The 20048-nt window shown below is 64.4% G+C and carries 16 protein-coding genes and 1 riboswitch; of the genes, 7 read left to right on the top strand and 9 right to left on the bottom strand.

All coding sequences use genetic code 11. From position 1 onward, the window contains the following. Positions 1-2: 2 nt before the first annotated feature. From gcvT to gltX, 3 genes are all read right to left on the bottom strand, one after another. On the bottom strand, positions 3-1148 hold the full coding sequence (gcvT, locus tag FQU74_RS10265) for a glycine cleavage system aminomethyltransferase GcvT (RefSeq protein ID WP_146286378.1): 1146 nt from the start codon (positions 1146-1148) through the stop codon (positions 3-5). Between the two features lie 125 nt (positions 1149-1273). Continuing rightward, a riboswitch (glycine riboswitch) is annotated at positions 1274-1388 on the bottom strand. A 78-nt stretch (positions 1389-1466) separates the two neighbouring features. Continuing rightward, on the bottom strand, positions 1467-2795 hold the full coding sequence (locus tag FQU74_RS10260) for an MATE family efflux transporter (protein WP_146286377.1): 1329 nt from the start codon (positions 2793-2795) through the stop codon (positions 1467-1469). 102 nt (positions 2796-2897) lie between these two features. Then, the gene (gene gltX / locus FQU74_RS10255) at positions 2898-4223 is read right to left on the bottom strand and encodes a glutamate--tRNA ligase (RefSeq protein ID WP_146286376.1); all 1326 of its coding nucleotides are present in this window, start codon (positions 4221-4223) and stop codon (positions 2898-2900) included. A 99-nt stretch (positions 4224-4322) separates the two neighbouring features. On the opposite strand from gltX, the gene FQU74_RS10250 reads away from it, so the two are divergent. Next, entirely contained in the window at positions 4323-4733 is a 411-nt protein-coding gene (locus tag FQU74_RS10250; RefSeq protein ID WP_146286375.1) for a metallopeptidase family protein, read from the top strand. Positions 4734-4831: 98 nt separating this feature from the next. Further along, on the top strand, positions 4832-5758 hold the full coding sequence (locus FQU74_RS10245) for an MBL fold metallo-hydrolase (protein ID WP_146286643.1): 927 nt from the start codon (positions 4832-4834) through the stop codon (positions 5756-5758). Between the two features lie 40 nt (positions 5759-5798). On the opposite strand, the gene wrbA is transcribed toward FQU74_RS10245, so the two are convergent. Further along, positions 5799-6395 carry an NAD(P)H:quinone oxidoreductase type IV gene (gene wrbA / locus FQU74_RS10240; protein WP_146286374.1) on the bottom strand — a complete coding sequence of 199 codons (597 nt, stop codon included), beginning with the start codon at positions 6393-6395 and terminating at the stop codon, positions 5799-5801. A 163-nt stretch (positions 6396-6558) separates the two neighbouring features. Between wrbA and FQU74_RS10235 the strand changes: the two genes are divergently transcribed. Together FQU74_RS10235 and FQU74_RS10230 are read left to right on the top strand one after the other, a co-directional pair. After that, entirely contained in the window at positions 6559-7506 is a 948-nt protein-coding gene (locus tag FQU74_RS10235; RefSeq protein WP_146286373.1) for a 1-phosphofructokinase family hexose kinase, read from the top strand. Next, a complete protein-coding gene (locus FQU74_RS10230; RefSeq protein WP_146286372.1) occupies positions 7503-8126 on the top strand; it encodes an alpha/beta hydrolase in 624 nt (207 codons plus the stop codon). The genes FQU74_RS10235 and FQU74_RS10230 overlap by 4 nt, the downstream gene beginning before the upstream one ends. A 122-nt stretch (positions 8127-8248) precedes the next feature. Here FQU74_RS10230 and FQU74_RS10225 read toward each other — a convergent pair whose 3' ends face one another. Beyond that, complete coding sequence (locus tag FQU74_RS10225) at positions 8249-9907, bottom strand: NAD+ synthase (RefSeq protein ID WP_146286371.1); 1659 nt, start codon at positions 9905-9907, stop codon at positions 8249-8251. A gap of 90 nt (positions 9908-9997) precedes the next feature. Between FQU74_RS10225 and FQU74_RS10220 the strand changes: the two genes are divergently transcribed. After that, positions 9998-11479, top strand: coding sequence for an MORN repeat-containing protein (locus tag FQU74_RS10220; protein WP_241659875.1), 1482 nt, complete (start codon positions 9998-10000; stop codon positions 11477-11479). Between the two features lie 165 nt (positions 11480-11644). On the opposite strand, the gene FQU74_RS10215 is transcribed toward FQU74_RS10220, so the two are convergent. After that, the gene (locus FQU74_RS10215) at positions 11645-12271 is read right to left on the bottom strand and encodes a nicotinate-nucleotide adenylyltransferase (protein ID WP_146286370.1); all 627 of its coding nucleotides are present in this window, start codon (positions 12269-12271) and stop codon (positions 11645-11647) included. Between the two features lie 196 nt (positions 12272-12467). On the opposite strand from FQU74_RS10215, the gene ettA reads away from it, so the two are divergent. Continuing rightward, positions 12468-14123: an energy-dependent translational throttle protein EttA gene (ettA, locus tag FQU74_RS10210; protein ID WP_146286369.1), complete on the top strand. Its 1656-nt coding sequence runs from the start codon at positions 12468-12470 to the stop codon at positions 14121-14123. Positions 14124-14248: 125 nt separating this feature from the next. Here ettA and parA read toward each other — a convergent pair whose 3' ends face one another. Together parA and FQU74_RS10200 are read right to left on the bottom strand one after the other, a co-directional pair. Next, positions 14249-14872: a ParA family partition ATPase gene (gene parA, locus FQU74_RS10205; RefSeq protein WP_146286368.1), complete on the bottom strand. Its 624-nt coding sequence runs from the start codon at positions 14870-14872 to the stop codon at positions 14249-14251. Positions 14873-14965: 93 nt separating this feature from the next. Further along, positions 14966-16318 carry a 1-acyl-sn-glycerol-3-phosphate acyltransferase gene (locus FQU74_RS10200; protein ID WP_146286367.1) on the bottom strand — a complete coding sequence of 451 codons (1353 nt, stop codon included), beginning with the start codon at positions 16316-16318 and terminating at the stop codon, positions 14966-14968. A gap of 135 nt (positions 16319-16453) precedes the next feature. On the opposite strand from FQU74_RS10200, the gene FQU74_RS10195 reads away from it, so the two are divergent. Then, positions 16454-18418, top strand: coding sequence for a protein meaA (locus FQU74_RS10195; RefSeq protein ID WP_146286366.1), 1965 nt, complete (start codon positions 16454-16456; stop codon positions 18416-18418). A gap of 178 nt (positions 18419-18596) precedes the next feature. Here the strand turns inward: FQU74_RS10195 and lpdA are convergent, their stop codons facing one another. Then, positions 18597-19985 carry a dihydrolipoyl dehydrogenase gene (gene lpdA, locus FQU74_RS10190; RefSeq protein ID WP_146286365.1) on the bottom strand — a complete coding sequence of 463 codons (1389 nt, stop codon included), beginning with the start codon at positions 19983-19985 and terminating at the stop codon, positions 18597-18599. Positions 19986-20048: the final 63 nt, after the last annotated feature.

Below are 20048 nucleotides of genomic sequence, written 5' to 3'. Positions count from 1 at the left end.
TCTCAGCGTTTGTAGGTTGTGGGTTGGAAAGGCATGGCAGCCACCGTCACGGGCAGGCGCTTTCCGCGCACCTCGCCCTGCAAGGTGGTGCCGATCTCGGCTTGGCCGCGCGGCACATAGCCCATGGCAATCGGCGCCTCGACCGAAGGTCCGAAGCCGCCCGAGGTCACCTGACCAAGGGCCGTGCCGTCATGGGTGAAAAGTTCTGTCCCCTCGCGCATCGGGGCGCGACCTTCGGGGCGCAGACCGACGCGCAGCCGCGCCGGCCCATCGGCCAGTTCGCGCAAGATGCGCGCAGCGCCGGGGAACCCGCCTTCACGCGCGCCGCCAGCACGGCGGGGCTTCTGGATTGCCCATGTCAGCCCCGCCTCGACCGGGCTGGTCGTCGTATCAATGTCGTGGCCATAGAGGCAAAGCCCGGCCTCAAGGCGCAGGCTGTCGCGCGCGCCAAGCCCGATCGCCTCGACCTCGGCCATATCGAGCAGCGCGCGGGCGAGTGCCCCCGCGCCCGCCTCGGGGACCGAGATCTCGAACCCGTCCTCGCCGGTATAGCCTGACCTGCTGATCCACAGTTCGCCATAGCCCGAGGGAAGCTGCGCCACATCCATGAACCGCATCGCGGCGACTGAAGGCACGATCCGCGCCAGCGCCGCCTCTGCCTGCGGCCCCTGCAGCGCCAGAAGCGCGCGGTCGGTCACGGCAATCACCCCGGTCGTATCCGAAAGATGCGCCTGCATATGGGCGACATCCGCCTCTTTGCAGGCCGCGTTCACAACCACGAACAGATGATCACCGCGGTTGGCGAACATCAGGTCATCCAGAATACCGCCGGCTTGGTCGGTAAACAGGCCGTAGCGCTGCCGCCCTTCGGCCACGCCCAGCACATCGACCGGCATCAGCCCTTCGAAGGCCAGCGCCGTGTCCTGATAGCTGCCCTTTGGACGCAGGATCACCTGCCCCATGTGGCTCACATCGAAAAGCCCGGCGGCGGCACGCGTATGCAGATGCTCTTTCATCACGCCGAGGCCGTATTGCACAGGCATTTCATAGCCGGCGAAGGGAACCATCTTGCCCCCAAGTGCCACATGCAAGTCATGCAGCGCCAAACGCTTCAGGTCGCTCACGCGTCCCCCCTTTCCGCCGGACATGATGTCACCGGCACCGTGCGGACAGGCCAACCCCTGCCTCTCGGTGCCCCCTCTGTCCCTACCCGTTCGGGCGCCTGAGATCGTTATCCCTTCGGCGGGCGCCTTGCGCCACTCTCCAGAGTTTTTGCGTCAGAACGGTTCTTGCGCCTGAGAGTTTACCGGGGCGGTTGCTCCTTCGGCACCGGCTCCGAAGCGCCCGATAGACTGGGTGCCCCCGCCGGATTCTCCCGATCCTGACAGGCACAGGGTTAGCCCGCAGCGCTGTGGCGTGGCAAGCGGAAAATGTGATTCCGACGCATCATCACACAAATCCGACATTCACATGGTCGCAGACCGACGCCGGATCACCCGTAGTGCCAGAAAAACCGCCAGAAGCCCGAAGAGGACCCCACCGAAGGACTGGCCGATCAACACCCCCTGCGGTCCCCAGACCTGTGCCCCCCACCAGGCGAATGGCAGCGTGCCCAGGGTATGCCGGCCCCAATTGACCAAGGTCGACTGAAACGCCGCGCCCAGATTGTTGCAGGTGGCATTGGCAATGAAGATCAGACCGTTGAAGAAGAAGGAAAGGCTCAGCGGCCCGCAGAACAGATAGAGGATGTCGCGCGTCACCCCCTCGGCGTGAAAAAGTTCGGCCAGTGGCGCGCGCAGCAGGAACAGCAGAAGCGACATCCCCGAGATCACAAGGGCGCAAAACAGGATCGCGTCCCAAAAGGTGCGTTTGACGCGGTCCATACGCCCCGCCCCAAGGTTCTGCCCGATAATCGGTCCAACCGCGCCCGCCAGCGCAAAGATCATGGCAAAGGCGACCGGCGTCAGGCGACCGGCAATCGCCATGCCGGCAACCGCCGCCTCGCCGAAACCTGCAACCATCCGCGTCACCATCGCCTGCCCGACCGGGGTTGCAAGCTGCGTCAGGATCGCAGGCCCCGAAATGACGAACAAGGGCGCCATCGCCGCCCACAGGCTGCGCCCCGAGACGGGGGTGAACCCGCCCAAGACCCGCCAGATCGGCCAAAGCCCAAGCGCCGCCATGGCAAGTCGCGACCCCCAGCCCGCCATCGCTGCCCCTGTCAGCTCCAGATCGGCCCAGAGGATGAAGACCGGGTCCAGAAGCGCCAGCACGATGGCACCCCAGACCGTGACCATCATCGCGCGCCGCGCAGCACCATGCGCGCGCATCACTGCCGCGCCGACAATCCCCACCGTCAGCAGCGGCTGGCCGGGGATCACAAGTTGCAGAAACCACAGCGTTTCCTCTGCCGTGCGCCCTTTTGCCCCCAGCACGGCCACGATTTGCGGCAGCAAGATCCAGACCACTGCCGAAAACAGCACCGACAGCACCGCGCTTAGCACCAGCCCCTCGGTCGTTCTTTGACGGGCAAGCGGCAGGTCACGCGCACCGATCGCCTGCGCGACCAGCGCAGAAACCCCGATCGATAGCCCGATCCCGAAGGCAGTGGCAAAGAACAGCACCGCGCCTGCGTAACCCACGGCGGCTGTCAGTACCTCGTCCTTCAGCCAGCTGATGTAGACCATGTTCACCAGGTCCACGATGAAGATCGCCATCAATCCGACAGAGGCCGTCAGCGACATCACCGTCACATGCCGAAAGAGGTTGCCCTCAACAAACTTTGCCTGCGCCATAACCAAGCCCTCAAAACGCCAGAAGGGCGCGACCGCGCCCCTCATTCTTCTTTTGAAATATATCCCGCGGGGTCCGGGGGCGCGAAGCCCCCGGTGCAAGGATCACAACCCGCGCACCTTCTGCAGCAGAGGCATGACATCCGCCATCTCGGGGCCATGCGCCTGTCCGGTCAGTGCCTTCCTCAGCGGCATGAACAAACCCTTGCCCTTGCGGCCCGTGGCCTCTTTCACCGCAGCCGTCCATTGCCCCCAGGTTGCCTCGGTCCAGGGCTGGGCGGGCAGCATGGCCAGCGCCTGCGCCACGAATTCGCGGTCCTCGTCATCGACCATCGGCTCAGCGCCGTTCTGGAACAGGTCCCACCAGCCAGCCAGATCGTCCAGCACGGTGATATTGTCCTTGGCCACGCGCCAGAATTGCGCGGCCTTGTCCTCCGGCACGCCAAGGGCGCGGATGCGCTCGGCCACAGCATCGAGCGGCAGCGCCTGCACATGGGCGCGGGTCAGCGGGAACAGATCCTCGGGGTCGAACTTGGTGGGGGCCGAGCCAAAGCTGCCGACGTCGAATCCTTCGGCAAGCTCGTCAAGTGACCCGGCCAGCACCACCGGTTTCGAGGACCCAAGCCGCGCCATCAGGCTCAGCAGCGCCATCGGCTCTACCCCGCGGGCACGCAGATCGCGCAAGGACAGCGTTCCCAGACGTTTCGACAGCTCTTCCCCCTTCGCGCCGGTCAGCAGCGAATGGTGGGCGAAGGCGGGGGGCGTGCCGCCCATCGCTTCCATAATCTGGATCTGTGTCGCGGTATTCGTCACATGGTCGGCGCCCCGCACGATATGCGTGACACCCATGTCGATGTCATCGACGGACGATGCAAAGGTATAAAGCACCTGACCATCCGCGCGGATCAGCACCGGATCTGAGACGCTGGCCGCATCGATCGAGATCGGCCCAAGGATGCCGTCCGCCCATTCGATCCGCGTCTGGTTCAACAGGAAGCGCCAGTAGCCCTCGCGCCCTTCGGCACGCAGCTTTGCCTTCTCCTCATCGCTCAGGCGCCAGGATGCGCGGTCATAGACCGGCGGCTTGCCCATGTTCAGCAGCTTCTTGCGCTTCAGATCAAGCTCGGTCGGGCTTTCGAAGCATTCATAAAACCGGCCCTTGGCCTTCAGCGTCTCCGCTTCGGCGCGATAGCGGTCAAGGCGCAGCGACTGCTTCTCCAGTCGGTCCCAGTGCAGGCCCAGCCATTCCAGATCGCGCATGATGCCATCGGCGTATTCCTGCTTTGAGCGTTCCTGGTCGGTATCGTCCAGCCGCAGGATGAACTGGCCGCCGCTCTTGCGTGCGATCAGATAGTTCATCAAGGCGGTGCGCAGGTTGCCGACATGGATATAGCCGGTGGGCGAGGGCGCAAAGCGGGTAACGGTGGTCATTTCAAGCCTCCTGAATCCGGCACCCTTTGCACGGGCCGCGCGTTTTGTCCATATCGCGCGCCCTTCCCCTGCCCCCGCCGCACACCTATCTTGCCGCGCATGACCCAAGCCCAAGCCGCAACCCTTGCCCCCGACCTCGCCCTGATCGAAGAGTTGGCCCATCAGACCCTCGAGGGCCTGCCCGAGCCATGGCGCCTGCCCGCCGCACAGGTCCGTCTGCGGATCGAGGATTTCCCGCCCGACCACATCCTTGACAGCATGGGCATCGAAGACCCGTTCGAATTGACCGGCCTTTACGAAGGCACGCCGCTGACCGAGAAGTCGGTGATGGACCAGCCGCTTGGCCCCGACGTCATCTGGCTCTTCCGACGCCCGATCCTCGATGAATGGCTCGATCGGGGGAATGTCTCGTTGGGCGAGCTGGTTGCGCATGTTCTGATACACGAGCTTGCCCACCACTTTGGCTGGTCCGATGCCGACATCGCGGCCATCGATCCGTGGTGGGAATGACGCAAGCGTGACTTGGCGTCGCGCGCGTTCGACCTACCCTCACGACGACAGCCACGGGCAAGCTGCCCCAGCCGGTATCGCAGAGGAGAGCCATGACCATGACAAGCCTGACCTTTTCCCGACGCACCGCACTTTTCGCAGGGGCCGCGCTGCCGCTTGTGGGCCTGGCACCCCGCCCGGCCCAGGCCGCGGCGGGCATGATGGGTGCGACAACCCCCACCCACCACCGCTTCAAGCTGGGCGGGTTTGAGGTGACGACGCTGCTTGTGGGCACCCGGACCACTGAAAAGCCGCAGGAAACCTTTGGCCTGAACGCGACTCCGGAAGACTTCGCGGCCCTCGCCGCTGCCAATTTCCTGCCAGCAGACAAGACGCAGAACTTTTTCACCCCCACATTGGTGAACACCGGGGCAGAACTGATCCTCTTTGACACTGGGCTCGCGCCCGAGGCGATTACCGGCGCGCTGGCGGCGGCGGGCTACACTCCCGACCAGATCGACGTTGTGGTGCTGACCCATATGCATGGCGACCATATCGGCGGGATCGCGGGCGAGGCGCCGACCTTTGCCAATGCCCGCTATGTCGCTGGCGCGACCGAGTTCGATCACTGGACCAAGGCCGGCAACGAAGGTTTTGACACCAAGGTCAAACCGCTGGCCGAAAAGATGACCATGATCGATGATGGCGCGTCGGTCGCCCCCGGCATCACGGCGATGGCGGCTGTGGGTCACACCCCCGGACATATGGTTTTCCGCATCGAAAGTGAGGGCAAACCCTTGATGCTGACGGCCGATACCGTGAACCACTATGTATTTTCGCTGCAGCGCCCGGACTGGGAAGTGAAATTCGACGCCGACAAGGCAAAGGCCGCAGCCACGCGCAAATCCTTGCTGGGCATGATCGCAGCCGACCGGCTTCCGTTTATCGGCTACCACATGCCCTTCCCGGCGATTGGGTATCTCGAGGCGCAGGGCGACGGCTTCCGCCTTGTGCCAGCCAGCTATCAGTTCATGCTGGAAGGCTAAGGCGCACAGGGGGCGCAGACCGCGCCCCCGACACAATTCCTCAGGCGGAAAGCTTGCCCGCGATCTCGACCAGACGCTTGACCTGATGGCTGATCGCGGCCTTTTCCACATCTCCGAACGGCTTGCCCTGGGTATGGCTGTAGCCATAGGGGTTGCCGCCCGCTGCAAAGATCGACTGGTCCGTATAGCCCGGCGCCACAATCACCGACCCCCAGTGCAGGAAGGTGGTGTAAAGGCCCAGAGTCGTCGCCTCTTGCCCACCATGCGGGTTCTGCGCCGAGGTCATCGCCGAGATCGCCTTGTTGGCCAGTTTCCCCTGGAACCACACCCCGCCCAGCGTGTCGATGAATGCGCGCATTTGCGAGGCCGCCTGACCAAAGCGGGTGGGTGTCGAGAAGAGATAGGCATTGGCCCATTCCATATCCGCAGGCGTCGCGACAGGAATGTCCTGCATCTTGTCGAGCGTGGCCTTCCACGCATCCTGACCGTTCACCACGGCCTCCGGAGCGGTTTCAGCGACGCGCAGCAGGCGCACTTCGGCGCCGGTGGCCTTGGCGGCTTCGGCAGCGATGCGGGCCATTTCAAGGTTGGTCGCGTAGGTCGAGTAGAAGACGATGGCGAGTTTGACGGCAGACATCGGCGCGCTCCATGGTTGGCTGACTGACCCGAGTTAAGCGCAGATCCCGCACTCCGCACATCCCATAGTTTCGCGTAAGACTTGTGCAACCTTGCACAAATCGGTTTTCATGGCCCGTTGCCTCGCAATGGGTGCTCTGGCAGTCTTGGGCCAGAGGAGCCCCATGACCCCGATCCTGACCCTCACACTGAACCCTGCGCTCGACATCGCGACATCCGTAGCCAAAGTTGTTGCCGGGCCGAAATTGCGCTGCGCGCCGCCCGTCGTCGATCCCGGTGGCGGTGGCATCAACGTATCCCGCGCCATTCGCATTCTGGGAGGGGAGTCGCTGGCGCTGGTCGCGCTTGGCGGGGCAACTGGCCTGCGTCTTGCCGCTTGCCTGCGGCGTGAGGGCGTGGGCCATAGTATCGTCTCCGCCCCGGGCGAGACACGGCAGAGCCTTGCTGTAACAGATCGCACCTCGGGACAGCAGTTCCGCTTTGTCCTGCCGGGCGAGCATTGGGAACGGGCGGACATGGACCGCCTGCTGACCCGCCTGCGCGAGATCGCGTCCCCCGGCACGATGGTGGTGCTGTCGGGAAGCCAGCCCCCCGGCATCCCCGATGATTTTGCGACGCTGGTTGCAATGGAGATCCCGCCAGATGCGCAACTGGTTCTGGATACGTCCGGGGCGGCGCTGGCATCTGCAGTCAAATCGCCCGTACCGGGCCTTGCGATACTGCGGATGGATGATGCCGAGGCCGAAGGCTTGGCCGGTCGCCCCCTGCCCCGCCGCGAGGATTCGGCGGCCTTTGCGCAAGACCTTGTTGCTGCAGGCATCGCACGCTGCGTGATCATCGCGCGCGGCGCCGAAGGCTCGGTCCTGGCCGATGCCGCGGGCAGGCTCTTTGCCCCCGCCCCCGCGGTTCGGGTCGTCAGTGCCGTGGGCGCAGGGGATACGTTCGTCGCGGCCCTGGTACTGGCCGCCGCACGTGGGGCAGGACGGGCCGAGATGCTGGCACACGCGGTCGCTGCCGCTGCGGCCGCCTGCATGACCCCGGCCACCGACCTCTGCCGCGCCGAGGACGTCGCTCGCCTGATGGCCACCGTTCAGCCGGTGGTCCTGACATGACTGGGCAGGCAGGCACTGAGGTACTGGTCGTTATCCTGCACGGGGTCGGCGGGCGCGGCGCGCATCTTGAGGAACTCGCAGCCCTGATCGCCCCGCACCTGCCCGGCGCAACCTTCGCCTGCCCTGACGCGCCCCAGCCCTGCGATTGGGATGCTCAGGGACGCCAGTGGTTCAGCATGACCGGGATAAACGGACGCAACCGACCGCCACGACTGCGCGCGGCACGCGCCGGGTTTGACACCCTTTTGCAGCAGACGATCGCCGACGCGGGCTTCGCCGGGCGTCTGAACCGCGTGGCTCTGGTCGGCTTTTCGCAGGGCGCCATCATGTCGGTTGATGCGGTGATGACCGGCCGCTGGCCCGTCGCGGCGCTGGCGGCCCTGTCAGGACGGCTGGTGCGCACAGGCCCCGTGGTGCCCGGCCCGCCGGTCATCCTGTCGCACGGCCTGGATGACCCCGTGATCCCCGCAGATGACGCCCTCCGCGCCGCAAGGCACTGGGGCGCAAGCGGCCGCCCGGTTGACCTTCACCTCTGGACCGGGCTCGGCCATTGGTTCGACGACCGCGTCGCCGAGTCCACCGCGGCCTTCCTTCGCCGTACACTGTGGCCCGCGCCCTGACGGGCCGGCCCACTGCTTTCTTCTTTTTCGAAATATCCTCGGGGGTGAATGGGCCGCAAGGCCCAGAGGGGGCAGACAGCCCCCTCATCTTTCCAGCGCGGCGACGGTGGAAAGCACCAGTGTCACGAGGGGTCGCGGAAACGCATCGCGATCGGATAGCGGCGATCCAGCCAGAAGGACTTCGGCGTCAGACGCACCCCTGGGGCAGACTGGAAGCGCTTGTATTCACTGATGTAGAGCAGATGCTCCACCCGCTTGACAGTCGCCCGGTCAAACCCCTGCGCGACGATGTCGGCAACCGACAACTCCTTGTCGACCAGCCCTTCAAGAATGGCGTCCAGCACCTCGTAGGGCGGAAGGCTGTCCTGATCGGTCTGGTTTGGCCGGAGTTCGGCGCTTGGCGGCTTGGTGATGATCCGGTCGGGGATCACCACGCCCTCGGGCCCCTTCATCCAGGGACGGTGATTGGCGTTGCGCCAGCGGCAGGTCTCGAACACGCGGGTCTTGTACATGTCCTTCAGCGGGTTGTAGCCGCCGTTCATGTCGCCATAGATCGTGCAATAGCCGACTGCGACTTCAGACTTGTTGCCAGTGGTCAGCAGCATCTCACCGAACTTGTTGGAGATCGCCATCAGCATCACGCCGCGCAGGCGGCTCTGGATATTCTCCTCGGTGATGCCCGGCTGTGTCCCGGCAAAGAGCTCCGCCAAAGCCTCACCTACAGCGCCCTGCGCCCCGCCAATCGGCACGGTATCAAGCCGCACACCCAGAAGCCGCGCACATTCCCCCGCATCCTCCAGCGAGTGCGCCGAGGTGTAGGCCGAGGGCAGCATCACACAGCGCACATTCTCAGGCCCAAGGGCGTCTGCCGCGATCGTGGCAACCAGTGCTGAATCGACCCCGCCCGACAGGCCGAGCAGTGCCTTGGTGAAGCCCGTCTTGGCCATGTAGTCCTGCAAGGCCATCACGCAGGCGCGGTAATCCGCCTCCCAAACGCGGGGGATCTCGACGACCATGCCGGGTTCGGCGCGCCAGCCCTGATCGTGCTGCACGAAATCCACATGGGTGATGCAGTCGTCGAACTGCGGCATCTGCACCGCAAGCTCCCCTCCGGGGTTCAGCACCATGGAGGATCCGTCAAACACTTGATCGTCCTGCCCACCCACCATGTTCAGATACACCAGCGGCAACCCGGTCTCGACCACCCGCGCCACCATCAGGTTCAACCGCAGGTTCGGCTTGCCCCGGTGATAGGGCGAGCCGTTGGGCACCAGCAGAATCTCCGCCCCGGTTTCCTGCAGCGTCTCGGCCACATCAGGGTGCCAGGCATCCTCGCAAATCGGTGTACCGATACGGATCGGCCCGATCCGGTAAGGGCCTGAAACATCTGCAGGCGTGAACACGCGCTTTTCGTCGAACACATCGGTGTTGGGCAGATGGTGCTTCAGGACCTTGGCCACCACCTTGCCGGCCTGAAGCACCCAATAGGCGTTGTAGAGCTTGCCATCGATCAGCGCCGGGGCGCCGATGCCGATCGCAGGCCCCTCGGCGCAATCCCGCGCAAGCTGCATCAGGGCAGCCTCCGCCCGTTCGACAAAAACGGGCTTCAGGATCAGGTCCTGCGTCTGGTAGCCGGTGATGAACATCTCTGTCAGCGCCAGCATATCGGCTCCTGCGGCCCTTGCGTGATCCCAGGCGTCACGCGCGAGGCGGGCGTTATCGTCGATGGCACCGACTGTGGGGTTCAACTGCGCGAGCGTCAGGCGGAAACGGCTGGTCATTGGCAAGCTCTCCGGTCTTCGCGGGCGCGGTGTCCCGAGGATTTGTCTTGCTTTCTAGCAGACTGACAGCCAAGGAAAAGGTGACAAGAAATGGAGTCGATTATGCGTCGAGTAATCGGGACTGCGGGTCTGTTGCTTGGGCTGATGGCCGTGCCAACCTTTGCGCAGGACGAGCTCAGCGACGTTCTGGTCAAACAATACGACGACGGATCAGTCTACGAGGGCACCTTCCTCGAAGGTCGCCAGCATGGCACAGGCATCTATCGGCTGCCCAATGGCTATGAATATGCCGGCGAATGGGTGAACGGCGAAATTCGCGGGCGCGGCGTGGCGCGCTATCCCAACGGATCGGTCTATGAGGGCGATTTTCTCGGCGGAAAGCCCTTTGGCGTGGGCAAGATCACCTATGCCGACGGATCAAGCTATGACGGCAAGTGGGAAGACGGCGTGATCGCCGGCGAGGGCGTGGCGCGCTATGCGGATGGCTCGGTCTACGAGGGCGGCTTCAAGGACGGCAAGCACGACGGTAAGGGCAAGCTCACCTCCGCCAGCAAGGCCGTCTATGAGGGTGACTGGATCGCGGGCCAGAAAGAGGGATCGGGCAAGCTCACCTACCCCGATGGCACGGTCTATGAGGGCGCGATGAAGGCCGGCCAGCGCGAGGGCAAAGGCAAGCTGACCATGCCTGACGGGCTGATCTACGAAGGGGACTGGGCCAAGGGCCAGATCAACGGCCTGGGCAAGCTCACGCTGCCTGATGGATCGGTCTATGAAGGCGCCTTTGTCGATGGTGTCCGCCAGGGCCGTGGCAAGATGACCTACAAGGATGGCGCGGTCTATGAGGGCCAGTTCACCGCCGACCGGCGCGAGGGCAAGGGCATCTTCCGCACTGCCGACGGCTTCAGCTACGATGGCGACTGGAAGGCCGGAAAGATGGAAGGCGCGGGCAAGCTGCGCTACGCCGATGGCTCGACCTATGAGGGCTCCTTCAAGGCCGATGAACCCCATGGACGTGGCAAGATTACCTATCCCGACGGGTCAAGCTATGATGGCAACTGGACCATGGGCGAGATCGAGGGACAGGGCCGGGCCACCTACAAGGACGGCGCGGTCTATGAGGGGATGTTCAAGGGCGAACAGGCGGACGGCAAGGGCAAGCTGAACCGCCCCGATGGCTATAGCTATGATGGCGACTGGAAGGCGGGCAAGCGCACCGGCAAGGGCATGGCGCGCTATCCCGACGGTTCAACCTACACCGGTGATTTCGTCGCTGGCGTTCGCCAGGGCCAGGGCGAGATCGTGATGCCCGACGGCTTCCGCTACAACGGCCAGTGGCAGGGTGGCGAGATGACCGGCAAGGGCACCGCAACCTACGGCAATCGCGATGTTTATGAGGGCGAATTCGTCAAGGGCAAGCGAGAGGGTCAGGGCAAGCTGACCTATGCGACAGGGCAGGTCAGCGAAGGCACTTGGCTGAACGGCATCCTTGTCGCGGCCCCCGAACCCGCACCCGAACCCGCACCGGCGCAAACAGAGCCCGCCCCCGCGGAGCCCGCGCCGTCGGGCGGCTGACGCGAAAAGAAAGGGGGCGCTCGCGCCCCCTCTGGGCCTGTAGGCCCATTCACCCCCTGAGGATATTTCAGAAAGGAAAGCGGGACAGACCGGGTTCTTTCCTTTGCCAAATATCCTCGGGGGAAGCGCCGAAGGCGCGCGGGGGCAGACAGCCCCCGTCCGGCCCTAACGCCTGGTACCGCCGGGGCCGCTTTTGCCCCATTCGCCCTTGGCGCGGATGGCGGTCGAGGACAGATCGTTCAGGGGCACGTCGGCCAGAACCCATGCCGGCGGCGCGATATCGCCCAGATCACCCGCCGCGCCTTCGGTCACGCGGTCGGTCGCATAGACCCGCGCGGCGCGCCCCATGCGCCCCTTTACGCCCCAACCCGGACGGGCCAGAACCCCGATGGGCGTCATGCGCATGATCTCCTCCCACTGCTCCCACCGGTGGAACTGCACCAGATTGTCGGCCCCCATCAGCCAGACGAACCGCACACCGGGATAAAGCGCGCGCAGCTTGCGGATGGTCTGCGCCGTGTATCGGGTGCCCAGATGCACCTCGAGGTCGGTGATCATCACCCGCGGGTGGCGCATGATCGACCGCGCCTGCGCCAGACGCTGGGCCATGGGGGCGGGCTGGCGCCGCTTCAGGGGGTTGCCGGGACTGACCAGCCACCAGACGCGGTCCAGGCCAAAACGGCGCAACGCCTCGCGCGTGATATGCACATGCCCCTCATGTGCAGGATCGAACGAGCCGCCGAGAAGCCCGATCTTCATGCCGCGCGTGGCAATCGGAAATCCCTGCCGCATGCCCGTGTCCCACCCCTTGCCCGGCGACCTTTGCCGGGTATTGCCCCTATCCCTCTGAATACATGGCCCTACGGCCTTGCCAATGGCAAAAGCCCCCCTCAGGCAACGATCATTGCCCTCATTGAACCGTCAATCCATTGCAGAGCGCGCGCGGGGCGGATAGAGGAGGGGCAATTCCGGAACATGGAGCACCCCTATGGCCTCGTATCAATACGTCTATCACATGGATGGCGTCTCCAAGACCTATCCCGGCGGCAAGAAGGTTTTCGAAAACATCCACCTGAACTTTCTGCCCGGCGTGAAAATTGGCGTCGTCGGCGTCAACGGCGCCGGTAAATCGACCCTGCTGCGCGTCATGGCTGGCTGGGACAAGGATTTTCAGGGCGAAGCCTGGGCCGCCAAGGGCGCCAAGGTGGGCTATCTGCCGCAAGAGCCGCAGCTCGACCCCGCGCTGACCGTGCGCGAAAACGTCAAGCTGGGCGTTGCCGAAAAGCAGGCCAAGCTCGACCGCTATAACGAACTCGCCATGAACTACTCGGACGAGACGGCCGAAGAGATGTCGCGCCTGCAGGACGAGATCGACGCCGAGAACCTGTGGGATCTGGACAGCCAGATCGATGTCGCGCTCGAGGCCCTGCGCTGCCCGCCCGATGATGCCAATGTCGAAACGCTCTCGGGTGGTGAAAAGCGCCGGGTCGCGCTCTGCAAGCTGCTGCTTGAGGCGCCCGACATGCTGCTGCTGGACGAACCGACCAACCACCTTGATGCCGAAACCATCGCCTGGCTGCAGAAGCACCTGATCGAGTACAAGGGCACCATCCTGACGGTCACCCACGACCGTTACTTCCTCGATGACATCACCACCTGGATCCTCGAACTGGAACGCGGCCGCGGCATCCCGCACGAAGGGAACTACTCCTCGTGGCTGGACGCCAAGGCCAAGCGGCTTGCGCAGGAAGCGCGCGAGGACAAGGCCAAGCAGAAGGCGCTGGAAAAGGAACTTGAATGGATCCGCGCCGGCGCCAAGGCCCGTCAGGCCAAGTCCAAGGCCCGTATCCAAGCCTATGAAAAGATGGCCGACGAATCTGTCAAGGAACTGGTTGGGCGCGCGCAGATCATCATTCCGCACGGGCCGCGCCTTGGCTCGAAGGTCATCGAGTTTGACAATGTGCGCAAGCACATGGGCGACAAGCTGCTGATAGAGAACCTGAGCTTCACGCTGCCGCCGGGTGGCATCGTGGGCGTGATCGGCCCCAACGGCGCGGGTAAATCGACACTGATGAAGATGATCATCGGGCAGGAACAACCCGATGAAGGCACCATCACCCTTGGGGAGACTGTGCAGCTTTCCTTCGTGGACCAGTCGCGCGATGCGCTCGACCCCAACAAGAACGTCTGGGAAGAGATCACCGACGCGCTGGACATCGTGCAGCTTGGCGACGCCGAGGTGAACAGCCGCGCCTATTGCTCGGCCTTCAACTTCAAAGGGTCGGACCAGCAGAAGAAGGTCGGCATCCTCTCGGGAGGTGAGCGCAATCGCGTGCACATGGCCAAGCTGCTGCGTTCGGGCGGCAACGTCCTGCTGCTCGACGAGCCGACCAACGATCTGGACGTTGAAACCCTGCAGGCGCTGGAAGCCGCGATCGAGAACTTTGCCGGCTGCGCGGTGATCATCAGCCACGACCGTTTCTTCCTCGACCGTCTGTGCACGCATATCCTCGCCTTTGAAGGCGATGCCCATGTCGAATGGTTCGAAGGCAACTTCCAGGCCTATGAAGAAGACAAGATCCGCCGCCTTGGCCCCGATTCGGTCAACCCGAAACGGGTAAAGCACAAGAAGTTCACGCGGTAATCAGTGATGCGAAAGGGCGGCGGACAGTCCCGCCGCCCTTCTGATTCCTGCGACGTTCCCTTTCGGGGCCCGCATCTCAACTGCGTGGCGCCACCTTGAGGCACAAGGCCCGTTGGCCTAGGGGCTCAGGCCTCCAGCTCGGCCAGCACCTCGGCCGCCAGCGCTTTGGCCTCGGCTGCAGCCTGCCCGCGGGCATCAATGGCAGAAGCCCCCTGCCCCAGCGTCTCGGCATAGGCCACCCGAGAGCCGAGCCGGGCGCCCGCAACCCGCGCAACCCCTTCGGCCGCCAGCGCCACCTCTTCGGACAGGCGCGTGCCGCCCGACATCCGGTTCAGCACGATCAACGCCCGACCGCTTTCACGCGCCACAAGATCAAGCACGCCGTCCGTCGCCCAAAGATCCACATGGCTGGCCGTCACCGGCACCAGAACCAGATCGGCCTCGCGCAGGGCGGGACGCAGGTCGCTGTCTGCCTTGGGCGGCGTGTCAATGATCACGATGTCATGGCTGCTGCGCAGCTTGCGCACTTCATACCCCACGCCCCAGGCCGAGGCGGTCGAGAACTCCAGATCCGGCGCGCCCAGACGTTCAAGACGGGTCATGAACCAACGCCCCAGGGTTCCTTGCGGATCGCTGTCCAGCAAAGCAACCGATAGCCCCTGTCTGACAAAGGCGCCCGCAAGGGTAACCGCCAGCGTAGTCTTGCCGGCGCCGCCCTTCTGCTGTGCCACGGTAATGACCTTGCCCATACGATTCCCCCATTGCTGCAATGCAGCATAGCGCGGTTCTGCATCAAATCACAGCGACACGACAGCCCAGTGACGGAAACAGGCGGGAAAGCCCTAGGGTGTAAGGTGCTGCTCGACGGAAGCGGCCTGAAATGCGCCAAGAGCGGCCTTGTCCGGCACGATGTGGAACCCGCCCTCGTCCGACACGATCCCGCGCGCGATCAAGGTGTTAAGCCCCTGCCGGACAGCAACCTCCTCGCCACCATCAGGCAGTTCAACCGGCACCCCGCGCGCTTGGAGCAGCCCGACCATCGCCGAGACCGAGGCCGTCACTGCCGCCACATCGCGCGCACCCGTGCGGATCGCGGCGGCCACCAAGGGCACGGACAGGGCCGGAACCACCTCTTGCACCCGCGCCATCAGGGCGGCACTCAGCATCTCGGGGTCGGGCGCGTGCCCCTCAAGCCAGCCGCGCAACGACAGGGGGGCGCCGAAACTTACCGCGGCGGTGCCGAAGCCCGTGTAGCGCCCCTGCCACTTGCGCCGCGCCATGCGCGCAAGAAAGGACAGAACGCCCAGCCAGCCCGCGCTGAACCGCCGGTCCCCGCGCGCGGCAGCCTCGACCAGCACCCGGTCCTCCAACACGCGGTCATAGGCGATCCCGACGGGCACAAAGACCACATCGCGGTGCCCCGGCCCAAAATCCTGAAGGATATAGGTGATCAGCCCGACCTTCGCCGCGCCGACTCGCCCGTTCAGGCTTAGTCCGCCCTCGGGAAAAATCGCCTGCGTCACGCCTTCGGCGGTGATCGTCTGCACATAGCGCGCCAGCACCCGGCGATAGAGCGCATCTCGCGAGCTGCGCCGCACGAAAAACGCCCCCATCGCCCGGATCATCGCAGACAAAGGCCAGACCCGCGCCCATTCGCCCACCGCGTAGGACAGGGCCGATCGATTTGCGACAAGCCATGTTACCAGCACATAGTCCATGTTGCTGCGATGGTTCATCACAAAGACGACCGTCGCCTCTCGGTCAATCTGCGCGAGTGTCGCGTCGACGCGCCCCACCCGTACGTCATAGAGCGCCCTGCTCAGCCAGCGCGCGGCCTTTGTGGCGACCCCGAAATAGAGAAGCGCCGAAAAACCCGGGACGATCTCGCGCGCCGCGCGCCGGGCGGCCTGGAAGGCGACGGGTTCTGGCGTGCCGGTTTCGCGCGCATGGTCCATTGCGGCCTGCATCACCTGGCGGTCGTAGGTCAGCTGCACGATCCGATCCGCCCGCGCCATCAGTCGAAACGGCTGGATGGGACGCGCCAGATGCGTGTTCAGCCGGGTAACCATCCGTTCCGCCCGCCGCCGCAAGAACCAGCGCGCCGAGGGCATCAACACCCGCTCCAGCGCGGCGATGGCGGCGAGCGAGAGGGCCAGCACCACCAGCCAGAGAGGGAGTTCCACAGTTGTCGTCATGCCCTGACCTTAGGCAATTGCCGCCGCTGCAACAATCCGGTCATGCCGCAACGCGGCGAATTGACAGCGCCATATTCTTTCCCCCATAACTGCACCGCAGCAATATTATTGCCGATCCGATTCATGAGGCCCGCGATGACCCAAGCAAAGGATACCCCATGGCTGTTCCGCACTTATGCGGGGCATTCCACGGCCAAGGCGTCGAACGCACTGTATCGCACCAACCTTGCCAAAGGACAGACCGGGCTTTCCGTCGCCTTCGACCTGCCCACCCAGACCGGCTATGACAGCGACCATGAACTGGCGCGGGGCGAGGTGGGCAAGGTGGGCGTACCCGTCAGCCATCTGGGCGACATGCGGGCGCTGTTCGACCAGATCCCGCTAGAGCAGATGAACACCTCGATGACGATCAACGCGACAGCACCCTGGCTGCTCGCGCTCTATATTGCCGCAGCCGAGGAACAGGGCGCCGATGTCACCAAGCTGCAGGGCACGGTGCAGAACGACATCATCAAGGAATACCTCAGCCGTGGCACCTATATCTGCCCGCCGAAACCCAGCCTTCGGATGATCACCGACGTCGCCGCCTATACGCAGAAGCATCTGCCGAAATGGAACCCGATGAACGTGTGTTCCTACCACCTGCAAGAGGCAGGCGCGACGCCCGAGCAGGAACTGGCCTTTGCCCTCGCAACCGCCTGCGCCGTGCTGGATGATCTGAAAGGGAAAGTTTCGTCCGAAGATTTCCCCAATATGGTCGGCCGAATATCGTTTTTTGTAAACGCCGGCATCCGCTTTGTGACCGAGCTCTGCAAGATGCGCGCCTTTGTCGATCTGTGGGACGAGATCCTGCTGGAGCGCTACGGCGTGCAGGACGCCAAATATCGCCGCTTCCGCTATGGCGTGCAGGTCAACTCGCTGGGCCTGACCGAACAGCAGCCGGAAAACAACGTCTACCGCATCCTGATCGAGATGCTGGCCGTGACACTTTCGAAAAAGGCGCGTGCCCGCGCGGTGCAACTGCCCGCCTGGAACGAGGCACTTGGCCTGCCGCGCCCCTGGGATCAGCAGTGGTCACTGCGCATGCAGCAGATCCTCGCCTATGAGACAGACCTGCTTGAGTACGAAGACCTGTTCGATGGCAACCCCGCCGTGGATCGCAAGGTTCAGGCGCTGAAAGACGGCGCGCGCGCAGAACTGGCCCAGATCGACGCCATGGGCGGTGCCGTTGCCGCCATCGACTACATGAAGGGCCGTCTGGTTGAGGCCAATGCCGAACGCATCGCCCGGATCGAAGGCAAGGAAACAACCGTGGTCGGGGTGAACCGCTGGACCGAGGCCGCCCCCTCGCCCCTGACCGCCGGAGATGGCGCGATCATGGTGGTGGATGAGGCCGCCGAGCGTGACCAGATCGAGCGGCTGCAGGCCTGGCGCACATCCCGCGACGAGGCGGCCGTTCAGTCGGCGCTATCGGCCCTGCGCGCAGCCTGCGCCAGCGGCGAGAACGTCATGCCCGCGTCGATTGCCGCCGCCAAGGCAGGCGCCACGACGGGCGAATGGGGTGCCACCGTCCGTGCGGCCTTTGGCCAATATCGCGGCCCGACCGGCGTGTCGATGAACCCTTCGAACCGGACCGAGGGGCTCGACCCGATCCGCGAGGCGGTCTCGGCGGTGTCGTCCAAGCTGGGCCGGAAGCTCAGCTTCCTCGTGGGCAAGCCGGGGCTCGACGGACACTCCAATGGCGCCGAACAGATCGCCGCCCGCGCCCGCGATTGCGGAATGGAGATACACTACGACGGCATCCGCCTGACCCCGGCCGAGATCGTCAGCGCCGCCGCCGAAAACCAGTCACATGTCGTGGGCCTGTCGATCCTGTCGGGCAGCCACCTGCCGCTGATAGCCGAAACGATGGATCGGATGCGCGCAGCCGGGCTTGACCATGTGCCGGTGGTGGTGGGCGGCATCATCCCCGAGGACGATGCCGAAAAACTGCGTGCGATGGGTGTCGCCGCCGTCTACACCCCCAAGGATTTCGAGCTGAACCGGATCATGCTTGATATCGTGGCCCTCGTTGATCGCGCGCCACTGGCCGCCGAATAAGGGGCGGTTCGCGCCCTCACCCCCGAGGGTATTTGACCAAGGGGAATGTGGCTTCCTCTTGGCCCAAATCCCCCCGCCGGAGGCATCCGCACTCTGCCATCAGACGCAAGGATATGGTTGCGCACAAGACAAAAGCCCCGGCCGAACACCGGGGCTTTCGTGCAATTTACGCTTGCGATCAGGCGTGGATCGCACCGTCTCCACAGGCCAGCGCCGCCTCACGCACAGCCTCGGAGTAGGTGGGGTGGGCATGGCAGGTCAGGGCAAGGTCCTGTGCGCTGGCCCCAAATTCCATCGCGACGCAAACCTCGTGGATCAGATCACCTGCGCCCGGACCGATGATGTGGCAGCCAAGAATACGGTCCGTCTCCTTGTCGGCGAGCATCTTGACGAAGCCTTCGGCCTGAAAGATTGCCTTGGCGCGGGCGTTGCCCATGAAGGGGAACTTGCCGACCTTGTAGGCGCGGCCCTCGGCCTTCAGCTGCTCTTCGGTCTTGCCCACGCTTGCGACCTCGGGCGTCGTGTAGATCACGCCGGGGATCACATCATAGTTCACATGGCCATGCTTGCCGGCGATCACCTCGGCCACCGCCATGCCCTCGTCCTCGGCCTTGTGCGCGAGCATTGGGCCGACAACGGCGTCACCGATGGCGTAGATGCCCTTCACATTGGTCTGGAAGTGGCCGTCGATCTTGACCTGACCGCGCGGCTCCATCTCCACGCCCGCAGCCTCCAGCCCGAGGCCAGCGGTATAGGGGCGCCGACCGGTGGCAACCAGCACGACATCGGCCGCAATCTCATGCGCGCTGTCATCCTTGCGCAACTTGTAAGCCACCTTCGCGCCGGTCTTGGTGCGTTCGGTTCCCTGCACGGCAGCGCCGAGGATGAACTTCAGGCCCTGTTTCGCCAGCAGTTTCTGGAACGACTTCGCGACCTCGGCATCCATGCCGGGCGTGATCGCGTCGAGGTATTCGACCACCGTGACCTCGGCCCCGAGGCGGGCATAGACCGAGCCCATTTCAAGGCCGATGACGCCCGCGCCGATCACCACCATCGATTTCGGGATCTTGCCCAGCGAAAGCGCCCCGGTAGAGGTCACCACGACCTCTTCATCAACCGTGACACCCGGCAGGGACGAAGGCTCTGACCCGGTCGCAACGACGATTGCCTTGGCCGAATGGATCTCTTCGCCCACTTTCACCTGACCTGCGGCAGGGATAGAGCCCCAGCCCTTCAGCCAGGTGATCTTGTTCTTCTTGAACAGGAACTCGATGCCCTTTGTGTTGCCGTTGACCACGTCCTGCTTGTAGTCCTGCATCTTGGCCCAATCGACCTTGGGCTTGGCCCCCATCAGGCCCATTTTTTCAAAGTTCTCATGCACCTCGTGCAGATGGTGCGTCGCGTTCAGCAGCGCTTTCGAGGGGATGCACCCCACATTGAGGCAGGTGCCGCCCAGGGTCTCGCGCCCTTCGACACAGGCGGTCTTCAGCCCCAGTTGCGCGCAGCGGATGGCGCAGACATAGCCGCCGGGGCCGCCGCCGATCACGATCACATCGAATTCTGCCATTTCTATCTCCTGTGGTACGGAAGGCCGGGGGGCTATGCCCCCGGACCGCCGGGGTATTTGGTT

The organism is Gemmobacter aquaticus (assembly GCF_007859075.1).
In the GTDB taxonomy this organism is placed as follows: Bacteria; Pseudomonadota; Alphaproteobacteria; order Rhodobacterales; family Rhodobacteraceae; genus Gemmobacter; species Gemmobacter aquaticus.
The sequence above is the reverse complement of the archived record's forward strand: the minus strand, read 5'-3'. Positions and strand labels throughout refer to the sequence as shown.